Here is a 17,876-nt window from a genome sequence, read left to right on the forward strand (position 1 = left end):
TTGGTACAGAAAAGATTCGGAATGAATAAGATAAGGAAATCAAATAGTTGAATAATGCAGCCAGCGCAAATCTAACCACTGATCTGTCACAGACGCCGCTGCACTGTGGATTTACCCTCAATGGCAACCGGGTATTACCAGCTACAGGTGAAGTCTTTTTGCCCGAAGGGGTGCAAACACTGGAACCTAAAGTGATGGCGGTATTACTGGTGCTGGTGCGCACGATGGGGCAACCGGTCAGCGCCGAACAGATTTTTGCCGAGGTTTGGCCAAGGTCGATTTATAGCCCGATTGCCGTGCGGCGTTCAGTGAATCAGTTGCGCAATCTGTTTTCTGACGCCGACAAGTCATTGATCCGGACCCACCCGAAACGGGGTTACTCTTTGCATGCACACATTGAGTCGCAACCGGCTGCCGGACCAGCGCTGATTGACGATCCGCAGAGTCCGCGTATTGCCACGACCAGCCTGCAGGTTCAAGCCATACCGGCAATTGTCAAAGCGCGGCGTCTGAAGCCAATCGGCTGGACTGGGTTTATCACTGCGCTTTGCATACTGGTACCGGGGTTGTGGTGGCTTTGGTCAGCACCAGTCAACCAGAACCAGTCCTGGCAGGTATCAGACCTGCAACCGCTGACCGCGTCAGCTGCTCCGGAGAGTTTCAGCCAGTTTACCCCCGACAGCAATGCTGTGGTTTATCTGAAGCATCCCGATAAGCCGGGGGTCAGCAGCGAGCTATGGCTGGCGACACTTGATCGCCGCCAACACAGGCTGCTTTATCAGAGCGACCGGCAAATTACATTTTTTGCCTTTGCACCCGGGCTTATGGCGACTGCAGCGGGCACAACAGCCCTGCTCATTGCCACTGAGCAGGCGGGCAAGCTGCAATTTTCCAATTTGCCGATCGCCAATACCAAATTGTCCGGCCAGCCGGTCGCGGCAGAGGACATACTACTGAAGCCTGACGCACTTTTTTCGCTGGCAGACAGCCGCCTGTACAGCCCTTTTTTTACCGACAACAACCAGCTGTATTTCCTCGCCAGACAACAGGGTGACGCACGCTTATACCGGGCTGATTTGGCCACCAACCAGCTCAGCTTATTGTTAGCGCCAACGGATCAGTTCCGCCCTTACCGCATTGCGCCCGCGCCCGACCAATCGCGCATTGCAGTGCTGGGATTTGACCAGCAGCAACGTTCACAAATTAAACTGCTATCAACCGACACGGCTGTACTTACCGATTATCTGACGCTTGATGCCAACTGGTACTTTCTCACCTACCACCAGGCAGCCCGCGGCTATCTGCTGAGTGACGGCAAGGCCTTGTTTTATCTGGATGCGGTACAACAACTCAGGAAGGTGATATTTGAAAATTATGCACATTTTCACTATCCGGCACTGTCACCGGATGGCAGGCACATCAGCTATACCCAGGCCAATATCAATGGCAATCTGTTTAGTCTGCCGCTGGCTGGCGGCCAACCACAGCAACTGACCTCGTCATCCCGGCATGACTGGCAAGGCAGTTTTTCAGCCGATAACAGGCAACTGGCATATGTCTCAAACAAAAATGGCTACAGCCAGATTTTTGTAAAGGACCTGCAGACTCAGCAAGAGCGGCTGGTGTACGCCAATCCGGACCAGCACCTGGCACTGTCTCAACCCGTCTGGTCGGCCGATGGTGAGCACCTGGCATTTGCCCGCAATCAACGGTTGGTCATCGTCAAGCTAGGAGACGCCAAGCCGCAGCATTTTGACTCTGTGATAGGCCAACCCACTCAATGGTTAGGCCATCCGGCAAGGGTATTGCTGAAACAACCGGCACAACCGGCAAATCGCTGGTTGTTGTTTGACGTGGCGAGCGCACAGCAGCAATTGCTGGTTGCCAGCAATCAGGATCAGTTGTTCGTCGGTCAGCAGTGGTTTCAGGCGGACGCTCAGCAGCTGACTATCACCAGTGAGCCTGCGACCGGCCCTGCGACCGGCGCAGGAACCGGACAAGATCCGCAGAGCAGCACCTCAACAGTGTTATTTCAGGCCGGTGCGAATCAGCAGATCCGCCAGCTCATTGCTAAAGCAGACGGCATTTATCTGCTGCTGACGGATAAACGCCCGCAGACACAGCCAGCACTGGCACAAGCCAGTGTCTGGTTCCTTGACGTCGCGGACCGGCAAACGCGCAAACTGGCAGATATTCCCATTTCCGGTCGTGAGATTTCCGATATTACTTCGCATCAAGTGCTGTACAGCACTTTTAGTACCGAAAAAGATATTCATACACTCAGGTTTAGTCAGCATTAGAAGCGGGTTTTAGCACCAGTCAACCGCTGCTGTTTCGCCGCCACTGCGTCAACCACAGCGTCAATCAGCGCATCCGGTGCAGTGGCATCATCCGGTAACAACCAATCCGGGGTCAGCAATTGTGCTGAAACGCCGCCCGATGGCCGGGCCAACCAAAACCGCGGCACGATGATCTGCAGTTTACTATGTGGCAACTGATAAAACTGAATACCACCGGTACTACGAGATCTCACATAGCTGCCTTCACCAACCAGCCTAGCAAAACCAAAATCCTGCATCACATTGCTGAACTGCACCGCCGAAGAATATGTCCGTCGACCAATCAGCACAAAAACTTGCCCCGAAAACCGCAGCGGATTGTCCAGATCGGCCGGAAACCAGGTTTTATATTCCATATCAACAACTAACCCCGCAGGCTCTGCCTCGGAGGCGCGGCTGGCGATGACTTTTTTCCGGCCGAATGACCCGACCCGGAACGGCTGATCAGCCAGATACGGCAGCAGATGGTCAATCCAGACCGAATCGTTGCCGCCACGATTTTCCCGCACATCGATGATCAGTGTTTTGGCGCCGGAGGCTTTGATTTTACTGAAAGTATCTTTGGTAAAAGCCGCGACGGCCTTATCATCTTCCCAATCAAAACTGCCGATTTTCATGTAAGCAGCGTTGGTATTCAGCGCTTTGTAATGGAAATTGTCGGCAAAACTGACAGCGGTTTTACCAATGACGGCAGTCTCGCGGCTGGCGGCTAACGTCACTGCCTGAACTTTGCCCTGATACTCCAGCTGCAATTCGAATTGTGCCGGAGTGCCAAATTTGGTGGCGTAAAACAGCTGAAAGACCGGCCCGAGCAAATTGGCTCGATTCAGCGGCGTATCGCCATGACGCAGTGCCAGTAATTCCCGGCCGATCTGCGCAGCAGATACGCCGTTAATCTTCTGGATCACCGCTCCCTGCCATGGCGATTTTTTTCCGCCAGCCTGCGCCAGCACCAACATTTCACCATCTGGCCGCACCTGCAGTTCCAGTGGGAACAGTCCCTGTGTTTTAGCAAGTTGGGCTACATCTGCCGTGTCCGGCAAATTTACCGACCAGTGTGCATCATTGAATAATGGATTTAACCGGGCGGTTTGCAGCCAGAATTCGGCGGCACTCATGGGGCTGGTCAGCTGTGCTTTTATTTGCTCAAACATCTGCTGCAACTGCGCTGGATCAGCTGAGTGGCTGATGTCCGGGTGGGTCGCTGCGATAAATTCCTGCAAACTGGCCAAATCAGCTTGCAGTTGCACCGGACTTAACAGCTCGGTCTTTGCTGTCACTTTGGTCGTCGGCTCAGCATTGGCACGCGTTTGCATCGACGTGGTGAACGCCAGCAGACTGCAACACAACACAAAGGAGCGCCCTAACATTTTGTGATTTTTTTTCAGCCATTGGGCGGTGGAGACATGACGCAGAGGGCGCGCGGTCATTTTATTTGTCCTTAGGTGACGTCTGTAAGTGTTGCCGGCTTGGTCGTATTGCTAAAGAGAAAAGTTGGCTACTGTTGCAATTTTTTAGCATTTTTTCCATGTCACCGGCCTGACAGCCATCCGCCCATCGCACCATCCAGCCGCCATTTTTACCATTCAGCGCCGTTTTTGCCCGTTTGTCAGCTCATCCTGCAGCGGGTTAGTTAAGCCCTTAAAGTCACTCCATCAGGCCGCTGCTATCACTCTGCTCAACCGGCCTCAACTCAGGAGAGACAACATGAATACGACTCACTTTTTCCGCCCGATGTTACTGACCTCTGCACTGATGCTGGCTGCTCCGGCCATGGCGAATAACTGGATGTCCATTTATCAGCAAGGTGTACAGGGCGATGCTTCGGCGAATGAACAAGCCATTGAGAAACTCACCACCGCCAGCGCTGCGGCGCCGGAAGATCTGCAGTTGCAGGCCATGTTAGGTGCTGTCGAAACGGCGTCAGCCAAGCACGCCATGCTGCCGTGGAACAAAATGAAGGCGGCCGAACAGGGCCTGAGCAAATTGGATAAAACGCTGCGCCAGTTAAATCCGCAGGACCGCGCCCAAGCCATAGTGACTATGCAGGTCCATACCATCGCCGGTTGCACTTTTATCAATTTGCCCGACCTGTTTAACCGCTTTGACGAAGGTTATGCCCTGCTGAAAAACCAGATTCAAAGCCCGGCATTTGGTTTCGCACCAACAGCGGCGCAACAAGCCCTGTATAGCTGTGGCGCCAAAGCCGCCAGCAAAGCTGGTGACGAAACGCTGGCAAAAACCTGGCAACAGCAAAGCGCACAGTAATGCGGTGATCACAAGGAGCAGGCCATGTTGAAATTCGCACACTTGAGCAAAACCTACGGTAGCGGTTTGTCACAAAACACCGCGTTAAAAGATGTCAGCGCCGAGATCTGCGCCGGCGAGATGGTCGCGTTATGTGGGCCGTCCGGCAGCGGTAAATCCACCTTGCTGAATCTGCTCGGGCTGCTCGACACGCCAACGCAAGGCCAGATTTGGTTGGATCAGCAGCCAGTGCCAACAGAGCCGGCCGCTCTGGCCCAACTGCGCTGTCGGGCCATTGGTTTCATCTTTCAACGCTATAACTTACTGCCGGTGCTGACTGCGCTGGAAAACGTTGAATATCCGCTGCAGCTGCTCGGCGTCGCCAAAGCCGAACGCCGCGCACGGGCCATGGCGCTGCTGGAGGCGGTTGGCGTTGGCAAATTTGCCAGCCAGCGGCCAGATCAGCTCTCCGGCGGCCAACAACAACGCGTCGCGATTGCCCGGGCTTTAGTCAAAGCGCCACCACTGGTGATTGCCGACGAACCGACGGCTAACCTCGATGGCGTCAGCGCTGCGCAAGTGATTGATTTGATGCAGCAACTTGGCCGCGATGCCAATACCACTTTTTTAATAGCCAGCCACGACCCACGGCTGTACGAGCGCTGCTCGCGGTTATTAACCCTCAAAGACGGCGTGCTGGTGGAAAATCAGCCGCAAAGCCTTCAACCCGCGCGCCGCGCCAGCTAACAAGGAGAATCATCATGTTGCATGCTGCATGTTTAAATTTATGGCGCCACCGCCGCCGCACTTTGTTTACCGGCATGGTCTGCAGCGCGGCGATGACCGCCGTGCTGCTAGGGGCCGGTTTTGCCCTGTTTACCTATCAGTCACTGGCCGAAAAAGCCGCCCGCGATTTGGGCCATCTGACGCTGAGTCACCCGGATTATTTCCTCGATAACGAAGATGTGCCGCTGCAACACGGCATCCAGCGCGACCCTGCGCTGGAAAAGCGGCTGCTGGCGCGTGACGATGTCAAAGCGGTGTTACCTCGCTTACAGTTTTCCGGTCTGGTGTCTAACGGCGAAAAATCGACGATTTTCCTTGGTAGTGGTGTCGATGGCAGCGAGTTCCAGTTAAAAGGCCCGTTCCTGAGGGTCAAAGCGGGCGGCGTGTTGCCACCGGCCTATCTCAGCAAACCCGACGACAACATCCCGCTGATGATTGGTGAAGGTCTTGCGGCCATTCTAAAAGCCAAAGTCGGCAGCGAACTGAGCCTAATGTCAGCCACCAGCACTGGCGCATTAAATGCGTTAGATGTGGTGGTGGTCGGCATCTTCTCCACCGGCGTGCCGGATTTGGATAAACGCCAGTTGTATCTGCCGATCCAAGCAGGCCAGCAATTGCTGCAAAGCGACAAAATCAGCGAACTGAATATCTACCTGCTCAATGACCAACAGCAAAATGAACTGGTGGCCGCGCTGCAAAACGAGGTACCGGATAATAAAGTCACGCCCTGGCAAGACCGCGCCTTTGTGTTTAAAGCCGTGCGCGACCTGTACAACCGCATCTTCGGCACTCTCGGCATCCTGATGTTATTGCTGGTGTTATTCGCCGTCGGCCATGGCATTTCACAAGTAGTGACTGAGCGCACCCGCGAGATTGGCACTATGGCAGCGCTTGGCGAGCGCCGCAGTCGTATCGTCGGTAACTTCGTACTGGAAGCCTTGTTGTTGGGTGCATTCAGCGCTGTCGCCGCCACGCTGTCTACGTTGTTGTGCTGTGAATTACTGCGCCAGTTTGAAGTGATGATGCCACCGCCGCCGGGCTCCAGTCAGGGCTACCCGCTGATGATTAGTTTCAGCGCTGAACTGACCCTCTATGCCGGTCTGGTGTTGATGGCTGTTTGTATGCTGTTCGCACTGAAAGCCAGCTTGAGTGCCGCGCGTAAGCCGTTAGTGGAAGCGTTGGGGTTTGTCTGAGGCAAGTCGTAACAGCGCACAGTCTGGGACTCACAGTCTGGCGCGCCAACCAACCGTCTGTCGGCCCAGCCAGCGTCAGCGCAACGAAGCCCTTAAGCTACTTGCTGTCACCCAGAACAAAGGATTTGATGATGCAAAAAACTCTGAATTTTTTCGCCGCGTGTCTGTGCGGCGCCCTGTTGCTGCAAAGTGCCACTGCAGCTGAATTACCACTGCCGCAGGCGCAGCAATATCTCGCAACTGCCGAACAGTTTCGCGGGCCACAACAAAGTTTTGTGCTGCAAGGCCGGATTGAAACCATCAAAGCTGGTCGCAGCGAAAAAATGCAGCCGTATCAGCTGTTGTCCGGCGAAGATCGCAAATCACTGGTGATTTTCACAGGAGGCACCAGCCAAGGGCAGAAAGTGTTATTGCAGGACCAGCAATTCTGGCTGCAACTGCCGGGCAGCCGCCGCGCGCTGCGCATCACGCCGCTGCAAAAGCTGATGGGCGAAGCATCCAGCGGTGATGTCGCAACGCTGAATTGGCAACAGGATTACCAGTTGGTGGCCGCTGATGAGCAAAGTGAAGGTATTCAGCTCAGCTTGCAGGCCAAGCGCGAAGGCCTGAGTTATCAACGGATTGAACTGTGGGTCAGCAGCAACGACCGATTCCCGCTACGGGCCGAGTTTTATCTGCCCTCCGGTAAACAGGCCAAATCCGCCCGCTTTGTCCGTAGCAGCAACAGTGAAGCGCCCCGCGTTATCGCGATGGAACTGCTGGACCGGATGCACAGCAAAGACGTGACGGTGCTGCATTACGACAAAGTGACGCCACAAGCCTTGCCGGCACGGTTATTTAATCCGCAGGCACTCAGTACTGTGCAGGCGATATAACCTTTAGCCAGAGATCAACACGCCTGCGGCCAGACCGGCGCAGGCGCTTACGTTTCAGATACCGTCACCGGCGACATGCAGACCACATTCACGGCCCATGCCATTAAAGCGGGTGTCTTCTTCGCTCATGCCGGCCGACAACGGTGCGCTGGAATGGGTGTCGCCGACTGAGACATAGCCCTGCTCCCACAAGGGGTGATAGGGCAGGTTGTGGTCTTTCAGATAATAAAAAATATCTTTGTTGGTCCATTCGACAATCGGATTAATCTTCAACACGCCACGCTGAATACCGACAATCGGCGTATCAGTGCGGCTGCTGCTCTGGCTGCGGCGCAGGCCGGTAAACCAGCTGCTGACGTTCAGCTCCTGCAATGCACGTTGCATCGGCTCGACTTTGTTCAGCTGATTGTATTGCTTCAGGCCTTCCGGTGTGGTCCAGAGCTGACCAAAGCGCGCTTCCTGCCAGGCTGGCGTGAGATCGGCGCGATACACCTGCAGATTCAGCTGTAATCGGGCGGTCAGTTCGTCGATAAACTGATAAGTTTCCGGGAATAAATAACCGGTATCAGTCAGCACCACCGGGATGTCCGCTTTAGCCTGAGTCACCAGATGCAGCATCACCGCCGCCTGGATGCCAAAGCTGGAACTCAGCATATGCTGGCCCGGTAATTCTTGCAGCGCAAAAGCGACCCGTTCAGCGGGCGACAGTGCGGCCAGCTGTTGGTTGAGCGCCGCTAAAGCTTGCTGCTGCGCGGCCGGGTCCAGCTGTAAAATCTGCTGATAACTCATTTATTTACCTGTATTGCCTCGTTTGTTTGGCGGGTAACCGCGAGGGTTACCCCTACCGCTGACCAAACCGATGCGTGATGGCTGTGTTTTTGGGCTGGCAGGCAATGTACGGTGGCGATAAACGTACGGTGGCGCTTTGCTTACCGTACCTACCCGCACCTTCACGTGCCTGCCGACTCCGTTGTATGGCGGGTAACCGCGAGGGTTACCCCTACGGCTTATTTACGCATGGAAGTCGGTTTTGCTGACTTTGACTTCCGCGACAACGCCAACCCGAATGACAAAATCACCGAAACATTCGCCGGCATGGCGTTCAAGCGCCCAGCGGCCAATCAGTGTATCGAGTGCTGCCAGAATTTCCGCTTCGGCCACGTTGTCCAAATACAGCTTCGGAATCCGCGTACCGGCGGTGTTGCCACCCAAATACAGGTTGTATTTGCCCGGGCCACGGCCGACTAAGCCGGCTTCCGCCAACATGGCGCGGCCACAGCCGTTCGGGCAACCGACCACACGTAAGATAATGTGATCGTTCGCCACACCATGTTTAGCCAGAATGCCTTCAACATGTGTGACTAAAGTCGGCAAATAGCGCTCGGCTTCAGCCATCGCTAAAGGACAAGTCGGCAGCGACACGCAAGCCATCGAGTTTTTGCGCTGCTCGGTGACGCTGTCTTCAATCAAACCATGCGCGCGGGCAATCGCCTCAATCTGTGCTTTATCAGCAGCGGCAACGCCGGCGATGATCAGGTTCTGGTTCGCCGTCATACGGAAATCACCTTTATGGATTTTGGCAATTTCCGACACACCGGTTTTCAGCGGCTTGCCAGGGTAATCCAGCAAACGGCCGTTTTCGATAAACAGCGTCAAATGGTGTTTACCATCAATGCCTTCAACCCAACCAAAGCGGTCGCCACGATGCGTAAAGGTATAAGGCCGGCTTGGCTGGAATGCGACACCAACGCGTTTTTCCACTTCCTGCTTAAAGGTTTCGACGCCGATGCGGTCGATGGTGTACTTGGTTTTGGCATTTTTGCGGTTAACCCGGTCACCATAATCACGTTGCACTGTGACCACGTGTTCGGCCACTTTCAGCACATGTTCGAGGCCGATAAAGCCAAAATCTTCAGCGCGGCGCGGGTAGGTGCCTTTGTCGCCGTGCGTCATGGCGAGGCCACCACCCACCAGCACGTTAAAGCCGACCAGCTGACCATGTTCGGCGATGGCAACAAAGTTTAAGTCGTTGGCATGCACGTCAATATCGTTATGCGGCGGGATCACCACGGTAGTTTTGAACTTGCGCGGTAAATAGGTATCGCCTAACACCGGTTCGGTTTCGGTCGTTTCGACCTTTTCCTCATCCAGCCAAATCTCGGCGTAAGCGCGGGTTTTCGGCAGCAAATGCTCAGAGATTTTCACAGCCCATTCATAGGCTTGCTGGTGCAGCACTGATTCGACCGGATTCGAAGTACAAAGTACGTTGCGGTTCACGTCGCCGGCAGTGGCAATCGAATCGATACCAATGCTGTTCAGCATCTGATGCATTGGCTTAATGTCTGGCTTAAACACACCGTGGAACTGGAACGTCTGCCGCGTCGTTAAGCGGATACTGCCGTACAGGGTTTTTTCGCTGGCGAACTTGTCGATAGCCAACCACTGCTCCGGCTTAATGATGCCGCCAGGCATCCGCGCCCGCAGCATCACGTTGTGTAGCGGTTCGAGCTTTTGTTCGGCACGCTCAGCACGTAGATCGCGGTCATCCTGCTGATACATGCCGTGAAAACGCACCATTAAGTAGTTATCACCGGTGAAACCGCCGGTAATTTCATCTTTTAAGTCTGTGGTGATAGTGCCGCGTAAATGATGGCTTTCGGCTTTTAACCGCTCGTTATCAGACAGCGCGCCCTGCACCTGCAGATCAGGGTTAATTGGATATTGGCTCATTAATACACATCCTTCTGATAACGTTTGGTTTCACGCAGTTGTTCGAAATAGTCTGCGGCCGCGTCAGCGCTGAGGCCGCCATGCGTCTCGGCGATCTGCAGCAAAGCCTGATGGACATCTTTGGCCATCCGGTTGCCGTCACCACAAATATACAGGTGCGCCCCTTGTTGCAGCCAGCTCCAGACTTCGGCACCTTTGGCCTGCAGTTTATCCTGCACATACACCTTCTGCGCTTGGTCACGGCTAAAGGCCACGTCCAGTTTGCTCAGCACGCCGCGTTTTAAATAGTCCTGTAATTCCACCTGATAGAGGAAATCACGGGTGAAGTGCGGGTTACCAAAGAATAACCAGTTCTGACCGGTCGCGCCGGCATTATCCCGCTCCTGTAAAAAGGCGCGGAACGGCGCAATACCAGTGCCAGGACCAATCATGATGACCGGCGTGTCGTGATCCGGCAGACGGAAGTTGTCGTTGTGTTCGACAAAGACCCGCAGCTTGCCACCTTCTTCCAGCCGCTCGGCCAAAAAGCCCGAAGCGCCACCTAAATGAGTCTGACCAAAGGCATCAAACCGCACTACACCAACTGTTAAATGCACCTCTTCGCCGACTTCAGCCTGGCTGGAGGCAATTGAATACAGCCGTGGCTGCACTTTACGCAAGCAATCGACTAAGGCTTGGGCTGTTAACGAGGCCGGATGTTGCAGGATCACGTCGGCAGTCTGGCGCTCGGCCAGATACGCGCGTAATGCCGTTTTATCGCTCGCCAGTTGCTGCAGTTCGCTGTTCGCGGTCGCTGCGGCATATTTCTCGACAAAAGACGGGTAGGCCTGGGTCAGCTCTAATTCACGCTGCAGAGCGTCCCGCAGCGTCAGCGTCTGACCGCCAAAACTGACTTCGGCATCGGCCGCGGTGCCGGTCGCTTGCAGCACGGCATCAACCAGCGCCGGGTCGTTATCAAAAAACACGCCCAACGCGTCGCCTGGCTGATAGGTCAGGCCGGTATCGGCTAAGGAAATTTCAATGTGACGCACGTCTTTGGTTGAATTGCGCGCGGTGATTTTCTGATTCAGCGCCAGTTCGGCCAACGCCGGATGCTGTTTGTCATAAGGACTGTGGCTGCCGGACGTTGTGGTGCTGCCAGGCCAGGCAATCACTTGCGCGCTGCCAGCGCCGGAGGCTTTTAACAGCGGGCTGAATACTGCTAACGCACCTTGCAGCCAGCTGGCTGCGGCATCGGCGTAGTCGACATCCAGATCGGCACGGGCGAACAGGCGTTTTGCGCCAAGCGCTTCGAGCTGCTCATCAAAATCCTGCGCTGTTTTACAGAAAAATTCATAGCTGGTGTCGCCAAGGCCCAGCACTGCGTATTGCAGATCCGGCAGTTTTGGCGCTTTTTTACCAAACAGGAATTTATGGAAACTGACCGCAGATTCCGGCGGTTCGCCTTCGCCGTAAGTCGAGGTGACGATGATCAGGAATTTATCCTTCACCAGGCCATTGGTTTTGTAGGACGCAATGTCCTGCAATTGCACTGCGACACCCTGTGCTTCGGCCGCTGCTTTGATTTTGCTGGCGACACCTTTGGCATTGCCGGTTTGCGAGGCATATAAAATGGTCAGCACTGCAGCCTGTTGCGGTGCTGTAGCAGCGCCGGCTACGGCAGTGCCGGAAGCGAGCTGGGCAGCTGCCGCCAGATAACCACTGACCCAGGCTTGCTGAATTGGATTGAGCTGGCCGACTAGTTTCTGTAAATCCTGAACTTGCTGCGCACTAAGCGGGCTGGCTGGTGCGATCAGTGAAGTAAACGGCATAACGACACCTGTACTATCAAAATTGTCGTTATTTTATCCATATAGACGGCTAAACAATAAAGAATTGATCTGCACCACTTATTCTATTTGGTTATATACCAATACTGTCTGGCGATAGTGAGAATTTAGCTAAATATTGGTGAAAAATACCACCCGATGACTACCTCCTCTGCAGAGGCAAATAACATTAATCATTTAAATCAATAGCATAATGTTTGGCACAGCCTTTGCGATGTCCAAGTATCTGTAACAGTCAGCATAGGTTCAGCCGGACCAGTCCTGACGTCATCACACACAATGAAGAAGGAATGGACTTATGAAACTGTTAATTGCTGCCACTTTATTCAGCTCGATTGCCATGGCCCACGAATCTGAGCAGAACTGCTCACTGGAATTACACGACGATTTATTAGTGCAACGCGCCGATGTGCAGCTGCTGCGTAGCGACAATCCGCTGTGGCGCATCAGCGATCAGGGTCAACTCTGGATCAACAATAAATCAGTCGATACCGATGCATCCACCGCCGTGTTATTACAGCAATATCAGGCCGGCCTGCGCAACAATGCGGAACAAACGGTGACGCTGGTTGCCGACGCCGTGTCGATGGCTTCCGAAGCGCTGACCCGCGTGATGGCCCAATTTGAAGTCGACAATGGTGAAGCGCAAGCCAACATCGATCGGGCGCTGAACAAGATGCGCACCAACCTTGACCAAATTTTGCTGCGCAGCGACAACAGTATCCGCATCAACGGCAGCAAACTGGCGGGCATTGACAACGGCTTTGACGACGAAATGTCCAAAGCCATTGAAGAATCAGTCGCTGAAATCACCGGCAATGCGCTGATGCTGGTTGGGAAAGCCATGAGCAGCGGTGAAGGCAATTTTGACCAGCGGATGGAAGCATTCGGCCAGAAAATGGAAAAATTTGGCGACGAGCTGGAAGCAGATATGAATGTCCGCGGCGAGCAACTGGAAGCGCGTGGCCAGCAAATCTGCAGCTCGCTGCAACAGTTAGACGGTCTGGAAGCGCAAATTCAAGCTAAAGTACCGGCGATGCAGCAGTTTGATTTAATTCAGGTTTCAACCAAAGAAAACCATGTTGATACCGCGAAAACTAACAGCGCTGAATAAGGTTTTTTTCCCACGAGAGTTTGCTGAATACTCTCAACACCCGTTGCCCCGCCCAAAGCGGGGCTTTTTTTATGTCCAGCAAGGACGGTATGCGGAAAATCCGGGCGCCTAAGGCAACAGCCAGTGCGTATTGGGCAGTGCCGTAGTCAATTGCTGCCGGACAAGTTCATATTCGGCATAAGGAATTAAGAATTTACGGGTCTGCGCTGCCGTTGCAGCAGGTTCTGGATCAGCCTCAATCGTCAGATACAGATAGGCCCGCTGCTGATCAATGACGCCCATTTCCACTTGTGAAATCGCCTGGCGTGGCCAACTTTCACCGGCAATTCTCAGTAAATCACCGTCCAGCTGAAGTTCTGCTAGCAAAGAAGTGATTTCCACCGCCAGCACTGCAGCACCTTGCTTGCGATGGCGCTGGATCAGCCATATCACGATCAACCAGGCGACAACCACCGCCCCCAGCGCAAGCCAGTCCTGTTGCGACCAACGCTGATAGCCACTAAGGCCAAAAGCCAGTGTCACCAGCAGCAATAACAGCCATTTATTCATCGTCAATCCGGGAGAAGCGTTACTCATCACTATGCAACCTTAAGCGTCAATGTAAAACCGGCGTATATTCCCGTGATCAGTTACCTGATGCAACTGCCAATTATTGAGGTTGATTGTTGCGCTTGGTCTGATTTCAGCAGTGTAACCGCTGCTGCAGTAACCCTTGCCAAGCGGATCGCCGCCTGTTAAAACAGCGCAACTTCTACGGAGAACAACCATGATTCAGCGTATTTTACCGGGGACCCGTTATTCCGAAGCCGTGATCGCCGGCGGTTTTATTTTTTGTGCCGGCATGGTGCCAAATGACACCAGCCTGGATATTCAGGGCCAGACTGCCGATGTACTGGCGCAAATTGATGCCTTACTGGCGGACTGCGGTGCCAGCAAAGCGGATATCATAGACGCCACTATTTATCTGGCAGACATGGCGGATTACACCGGCATGAATCAGGCATGGGATAGCTGGGTTGCCATCGGTCAGGCGCCGGCCCGCGCCACAGTCGAAGCGCGTTTGGCTGATCCGGCCTGGAAAATCGAGATCAAAGTCACCGCATTTCGCGGTTAAACCAAACTGCGCTTAGGGCTGACCAGCGGCAGAGGTCGAAGCGTGCTTTGCTTCTGCAGATTGCAACTGGGTTGCCAGCGCTTTGAATTTCTCACTCTGGCCAAACTTTTCCGCAAATTGCGCCGCCGTCATCTGGCTTTTGTCGGTGATGGCGTCTGTTGCTTTTGCGGTATTCTGCTGATCGCAATCAATGGCATATAACTGCCTGGCAATGCCCCACTCGGCTTTGATCATCGCACCCATTAAGGCAGTATGCCCTCTTTTATCGCGAATACAGGCATCGGCGCCGGCCTTTAGCAATAAGTCCACCGCAGTAGCCTGGCCCTGATAAGCAGCGATCATCAGCGCGGTATAACTGCCTTCATTGGTCGTGTCGACCGGAAAGCCGGCTTGTAAGAACTCTTTTAATACCGCCGTTTCACCGCTACGCGCGGCAGCAAAAAAATAGCGGCTTAATTCGGCCAGCGTGGCTTCCTGCTGCGAAGTCACGCGCTGTTCTGTGGCCTTTGCTGGTGCCATCTGCGCTGAAGGCTGCAACGGATCTGCTGCTACTTCAGCGAACATCAACACGAATAATGCTGCGACCAGCTGTCGATTTGTTTTCATCTGAAATCTCCCGGAGCTGTTCTGACCAAAAAATGCCTGCGAAGCCCAACCCTAATTGCAGGAAGGAGCCAAAGGGCCCCGCAGGACTTAAAACTCAGAAGGTCCCGCCACTCCTGCCTGTGACGGGACCGGACCAACGGCTTACAGTGTTGCCGCCACCGCTTTCACAGTCTTGATATCGCCTTTAACCGCTTTGGTCAGCGCAATGCCGTAATTCACATCGGCCTTGTAAAAATGCGCCAGCATTTTGTGTTTAGTGGTGCTATCGCGGACCGCGCCTAAATCACCGGCCAGATTGCGTACCAGGTTCTGCTGCGCGGTTTTGTCCAACTGGCGGTAGAAATCGCCGGCCTGACTGAAGTTGTCAGTCTTGGCAATGATTTGCTGCTGCACAGTGCCCGACAGCGGCGTGGCCACAGCGCGGGCAGCTGCCAGTGCTGGTTTTGGCTCGATACTGGTCGGTTCATAGTTCACATTCGATTTGGTGTTGCCATAGTTCATCGCGCCATCCTGATTGTTGCTGTTGACAGCAACCAGCGGCCGGTTAATCGGCAATTGCTGATGGTTCGCACCGAGGCGATACATTTGCGTGTCGCTGTAACTGAATACCCGGCCCTGCAACAGACGGTCTTCTGACGGCTCAATGCCAGGCACCAGGTTGGCTGGCGCAAAGGCGGCCTGCTCCGTTTCCTGGAAGAAGTTATCTGGCATGCGGTTCAGCGTCATAGTGCCGACTTTGGTCTCTGCCACACCGGGCCAGACTTTGGTCGCGTCCAGCGGGTTAAAACTGAAGTCGTCCAACTGTTCAGGTTTCAACGTTTGCACGTACAGGTCCCATTTCGGGAAATTGCCAGCGTTGATTTCTTTGTATAAATCACGCGTCAGGTGGTTAAAGTCCATGCTTTGCACTTTGGCAACCTGATCTGCATTCAGGCTCTTGATGCCCTGTTGTGATTTCCACTGGAACTTCACATAAGTGGTTTCGCCTTTGGCGTTGACGAATTTAAAGGCGTGAACACCAAAACCGTCCATTTCACGGTAGCTGGCCGGCGTGCCAAGGTCTGAATACACTTGCGTCAGCATGTGGGTCGAGGCCGGATCTTGCGACATAAAATCAAACACGCGGTTCGGATCCTGCAGATTATCGACCGGTGACGGTTTCAGCGAGTGCACCATATCCGGGAACTTGATCGCATCGCGGATAAAAAATACCGGCAGGTTATTCCCGACTAAATCCCAGTTGCCCTGATCGGTATAAAACTTGGTGGCAAAACCACGCGGGTCGCGCAGCGTTTCCGGGCTGTGGTTACCATGGATCACAGTCGAAAACCGCACAAATACCGGCGTCTTTTTCCCGGTCTCAGCAAACAGACTGGCGATGGTTAAATCCGGAATCGCCTGGCTGACAACAAATTCGCCATGCGCACCGGTACCGCGGGCATGCACGACACGCTCAGGAATACGCTCCCGGGCAAAGCGTTGTAATTTCTGGATTAAATGCACGTCTTGCAGCAAGGTGCTGCCGTTTGGACCTGCAGTGATGGAATTCTGGTTATCACCGACCGGTGCGCCATTGTCTTTAGTCAGAGTTTGCGCCTGAAGGGCGAAACTACCACTTACCTGAGTGAGTATCGCTAACGCGACTAACGTTTTTTTGTACATGTTGTTGTCCTCTGTCTGAGTCAGCTCTTTCCTGCCTGATCAGCTTAGGGTCACTACATGAATTTAAAAAACGATATAAATAAATATATGCAATCGCTAAAAACGATTAACTGGTAAGTTCTGACTTAGACACTGGCGGGAAAAAATGCAGCAATATGTCGTCCAGCAAAGGTTGCCAGTTGTGCCAGTTATGGCCAAAACGGACTTCCTGGTAGGCCACCGCATAGCCTTTTTGCTGCAAAGCCTGATGGAATTTCCGGCCGGCGCCGAGATTGTCGTTCAGGGTACCAAAGGACAACGATATCTTTAGTGGCAACAGTGGCTGTTGTTGATAGAGTTTAGTCAGAACCGCCAGATGGTCTTTATTGCCGGGCGATTGCATAGCAAGATTGCCAAACTGATTGGGCAGCAACAGGCCAAAACAGGCGGCATTAATAGCGCCAAAGGACAAGCCCAGGATCACCCGGTCTGTTCGCGCAGTCGATGGTTGATATTGTGTTTGTATGGAGGGCAGCAACGTATCGCGGAAAAACGCCGCATACTGCTGATTGCACATAAATTGCTGGTGACGCCGGTTGACGGATAAATCCGCCGGATCCCGCGCATCCACCAACACCAGTAACAAGGGTCGGATCTTGTTTTCATGACGCAGTTGCCGGATCAGCTCAGGCAGTTGGCCCGGATCGGCATACCAGGCGCCATCTGTGACATAAAGCACCGGATCACCTGGCTGGTAACCGGGGCTCGGTATCACCTGATATTGCAGGTCGTATTGCAGTTGCGGGCTGTGGATCCGCTGCCAGTCTGCCGTGGCGGCCAAACCTGGCGCGGACCAGCCTAACAGCAGACTGCAGGCCTGCGCGGCGACTAGCCTTGGGATCAGGTCAGATTTTACAGGCACCGCCGGCACAATCGTCTTCGTCCGGTAACGCTTCTGCCGCAGCGGCAGCTGCGTCTGCTGCGGCCAGTTTTGCCGCGTTGTTTTCTGCGGCGGCGTCAAAATCCAGATGGTCTAAATCCAGGTCAAAATCGTCCACGATAGCTCCTTATTCAGTTTTATCAGTGGCTTGAGCAGCCAGCAGTTGTTGGACCTGCAGTTCCAGCGCTTCGAGCTTTTCGCGGGTGCGCAATAACACCTGGCGCTGCACGTCAAATTCTTCCCGTGAGACAAAATCCAGTGAGCTCAGTTTGGCCTGCAGTACGGCTTTGACTTTGCTTTCGACATCGTCGGCCACTTCACGGAATTTTGGCGGAATGGACGCACCGATCTGGCGCGCAATGTCTTCAATTTTCTTCGGATCCAGCATGTCAGACTCCCTGAACTGAGGTCGTGATTGATGCCTCAGTGTAAGGGCTGTACATGGCGCTGGCGACTGTTTTT

The 17,876-nt window shown here is 53.9% G+C and carries 17 protein-coding genes; 7 read left to right on the forward strand and 10 right to left on the reverse strand.

Features of this window, described 5'->3' with window-relative positions; genetic code table 11:
* Positions 1 to 47: 47 nt before the first annotated feature.
* The gene (locus tag ACQ66Q_RS09220) at positions 48 to 2,300 is read left to right on the forward strand and encodes a winged helix-turn-helix domain-containing protein (RefSeq protein WP_430456521.1); all 2,253 of its coding nucleotides are present in this window, start codon (positions 48 to 50) and stop codon (positions 2,298 to 2,300) included.
* On the opposite strand, the gene ACQ66Q_RS09225 is transcribed toward ACQ66Q_RS09220, so the two are convergent.
* Positions 2,297 to 3,769, reverse strand: coding sequence for a S41 family peptidase (locus ACQ66Q_RS09225; RefSeq protein ID WP_430456522.1), 1,473 nt, complete (start codon positions 3,767 to 3,769; stop codon positions 2,297 to 2,299). The genes ACQ66Q_RS09220 and ACQ66Q_RS09225 overlap by 4 nt on opposite strands.
* A 277-nt stretch (positions 3,770 to 4,046) precedes the next feature.
* Between ACQ66Q_RS09225 and ACQ66Q_RS09230 the strand changes: the two genes are divergently transcribed.
* From ACQ66Q_RS09230 to ACQ66Q_RS09245, 4 genes are all read left to right on the forward strand, one after another.
* Entirely contained in the window at positions 4,047 to 4,607 is a 561-nt protein-coding gene (locus tag ACQ66Q_RS09230; protein WP_430456523.1) for a hypothetical protein, read from the forward strand.
* Positions 4,608 to 4,631: 24 nt separating this feature from the next.
* On the forward strand, positions 4,632 to 5,333 hold the full coding sequence (locus ACQ66Q_RS09235) for an ABC transporter ATP-binding protein (protein WP_430456524.1): 702 nt from the start codon (positions 4,632 to 4,634) through the stop codon (positions 5,331 to 5,333).
* 14 nt (positions 5,334 to 5,347) lie between these two features.
* Positions 5,348 to 6,565: an FtsX-like permease family protein gene (locus ACQ66Q_RS09240; protein WP_430456525.1), complete on the forward strand. Its 1,218-nt coding sequence runs from the start codon at positions 5,348 to 5,350 to the stop codon at positions 6,563 to 6,565.
* A gap of 128 nt (positions 6,566 to 6,693) precedes the next feature.
* Positions 6,694 to 7,440, forward strand: coding sequence for an outer membrane lipoprotein-sorting protein (locus ACQ66Q_RS09245; protein WP_430456526.1), 747 nt, complete (start codon positions 6,694 to 6,696; stop codon positions 7,438 to 7,440).
* A 54-nt stretch (positions 7,441 to 7,494) separates the two neighbouring features.
* Here ACQ66Q_RS09245 and ACQ66Q_RS09250 read toward each other — a convergent pair whose 3' ends face one another.
* The 3 genes from ACQ66Q_RS09250 to ACQ66Q_RS09260 all read right to left on the reverse strand — a co-directional run bounded on the left by ACQ66Q_RS09250 (position 7,495) and on the right by ACQ66Q_RS09260 (position 11,981).
* Complete coding sequence (locus tag ACQ66Q_RS09250; RefSeq protein WP_430456527.1) at positions 7,495 to 8,229, reverse strand: phosphoadenylyl-sulfate reductase; 735 nt, start codon at positions 8,227 to 8,229, stop codon at positions 7,495 to 7,497.
* 222 nt (positions 8,230 to 8,451) lie between these two features.
* Positions 8,452 to 10,170, reverse strand: coding sequence for an assimilatory sulfite reductase (NADPH) hemoprotein subunit (gene cysI, locus ACQ66Q_RS09255; protein ID WP_430456528.1), 1,719 nt, complete (start codon positions 10,168 to 10,170; stop codon positions 8,452 to 8,454).
* Positions 10,170 to 11,981 carry an assimilatory sulfite reductase (NADPH) flavoprotein subunit gene (locus ACQ66Q_RS09260; RefSeq protein ID WP_430456529.1) on the reverse strand — a complete coding sequence of 604 codons (1,812 nt, stop codon included), beginning with the start codon at positions 11,979 to 11,981 and terminating at the stop codon, positions 10,170 to 10,172. The genes cysI and ACQ66Q_RS09260 overlap by 1 nt, the downstream gene beginning before the upstream one ends.
* A 316-nt stretch (positions 11,982 to 12,297) precedes the next feature.
* Here ACQ66Q_RS09260 and ACQ66Q_RS09265 point away from each other — a divergent pair, with 316 nt between their 5' ends.
* Entirely contained in the window at positions 12,298 to 13,113 is an 816-nt protein-coding gene (locus tag ACQ66Q_RS09265; RefSeq protein ID WP_430456530.1) for a DUF2884 family protein, read from the forward strand.
* A gap of 108 nt (positions 13,114 to 13,221) precedes the next feature.
* On the opposite strand, the gene ACQ66Q_RS09270 is transcribed toward ACQ66Q_RS09265, so the two are convergent.
* Positions 13,222 to 13,662, reverse strand: a complete 441-nt coding sequence (locus tag ACQ66Q_RS09270) for a hypothetical protein (protein ID WP_430456531.1) — start codon at positions 13,660 to 13,662, stop codon at positions 13,222 to 13,224.
* 217 nt (positions 13,663 to 13,879) lie between these two features.
* Between ACQ66Q_RS09270 and ACQ66Q_RS09275 the strand changes: the two genes are divergently transcribed.
* Positions 13,880 to 14,227 carry a RidA family protein gene (locus ACQ66Q_RS09275; RefSeq protein WP_430456532.1) on the forward strand — a complete coding sequence of 116 codons (348 nt, stop codon included), beginning with the start codon at positions 13,880 to 13,882 and terminating at the stop codon, positions 14,225 to 14,227.
* Positions 14,228 to 14,239: 12 nt separating this feature from the next.
* Here the strand turns inward: ACQ66Q_RS09275 and ACQ66Q_RS09280 are convergent, their stop codons facing one another.
* The 5 genes from ACQ66Q_RS09280 to ubiK all read right to left on the reverse strand — a co-directional run bounded on the left by ACQ66Q_RS09280 (position 14,240) and on the right by ubiK (position 17,802).
* Positions 14,240 to 14,833 carry an ankyrin repeat domain-containing protein gene (locus ACQ66Q_RS09280; protein ID WP_430456533.1) on the reverse strand — a complete coding sequence of 198 codons (594 nt, stop codon included), beginning with the start codon at positions 14,831 to 14,833 and terminating at the stop codon, positions 14,240 to 14,242.
* Between the two features lie 141 nt (positions 14,834 to 14,974).
* Complete coding sequence (locus ACQ66Q_RS09285; protein WP_430456534.1) at positions 14,975 to 16,495, reverse strand: catalase; 1,521 nt, start codon at positions 16,493 to 16,495, stop codon at positions 14,975 to 14,977.
* Positions 16,496 to 16,601: 106 nt separating this feature from the next.
* The gene (locus ACQ66Q_RS09290; RefSeq protein ID WP_430456535.1) at positions 16,602 to 17,396 is read right to left on the reverse strand and encodes an alpha/beta hydrolase; all 795 of its coding nucleotides are present in this window, start codon (positions 17,394 to 17,396) and stop codon (positions 16,602 to 16,604) included.
* Positions 17,380 to 17,532 (reverse strand): hypothetical protein, encoded by a 153-nt coding sequence (locus ACQ66Q_RS09295; protein ID WP_208932701.1) that lies wholly within the window; start codon positions 17,530 to 17,532, stop codon positions 17,380 to 17,382. The genes ACQ66Q_RS09290 and ACQ66Q_RS09295 overlap by 17 nt, the downstream gene beginning before the upstream one ends.
* Positions 17,533 to 17,541: 9 nt before the next feature.
* Positions 17,542 to 17,802, reverse strand: a complete 261-nt coding sequence (gene ubiK / locus ACQ66Q_RS09300; protein ID WP_430456536.1) for a ubiquinone biosynthesis accessory factor UbiK — start codon at positions 17,800 to 17,802, stop codon at positions 17,542 to 17,544.
* Between the last annotated feature and the right edge of the window lie 74 nt (positions 17,803 to 17,876).

Source organism: Rheinheimera sp. (genome assembly GCF_965283995.1).
In the GTDB taxonomy this organism is placed as follows: Bacteria; Pseudomonadota; Gammaproteobacteria; order Enterobacterales; family Alteromonadaceae; genus Pararheinheimera.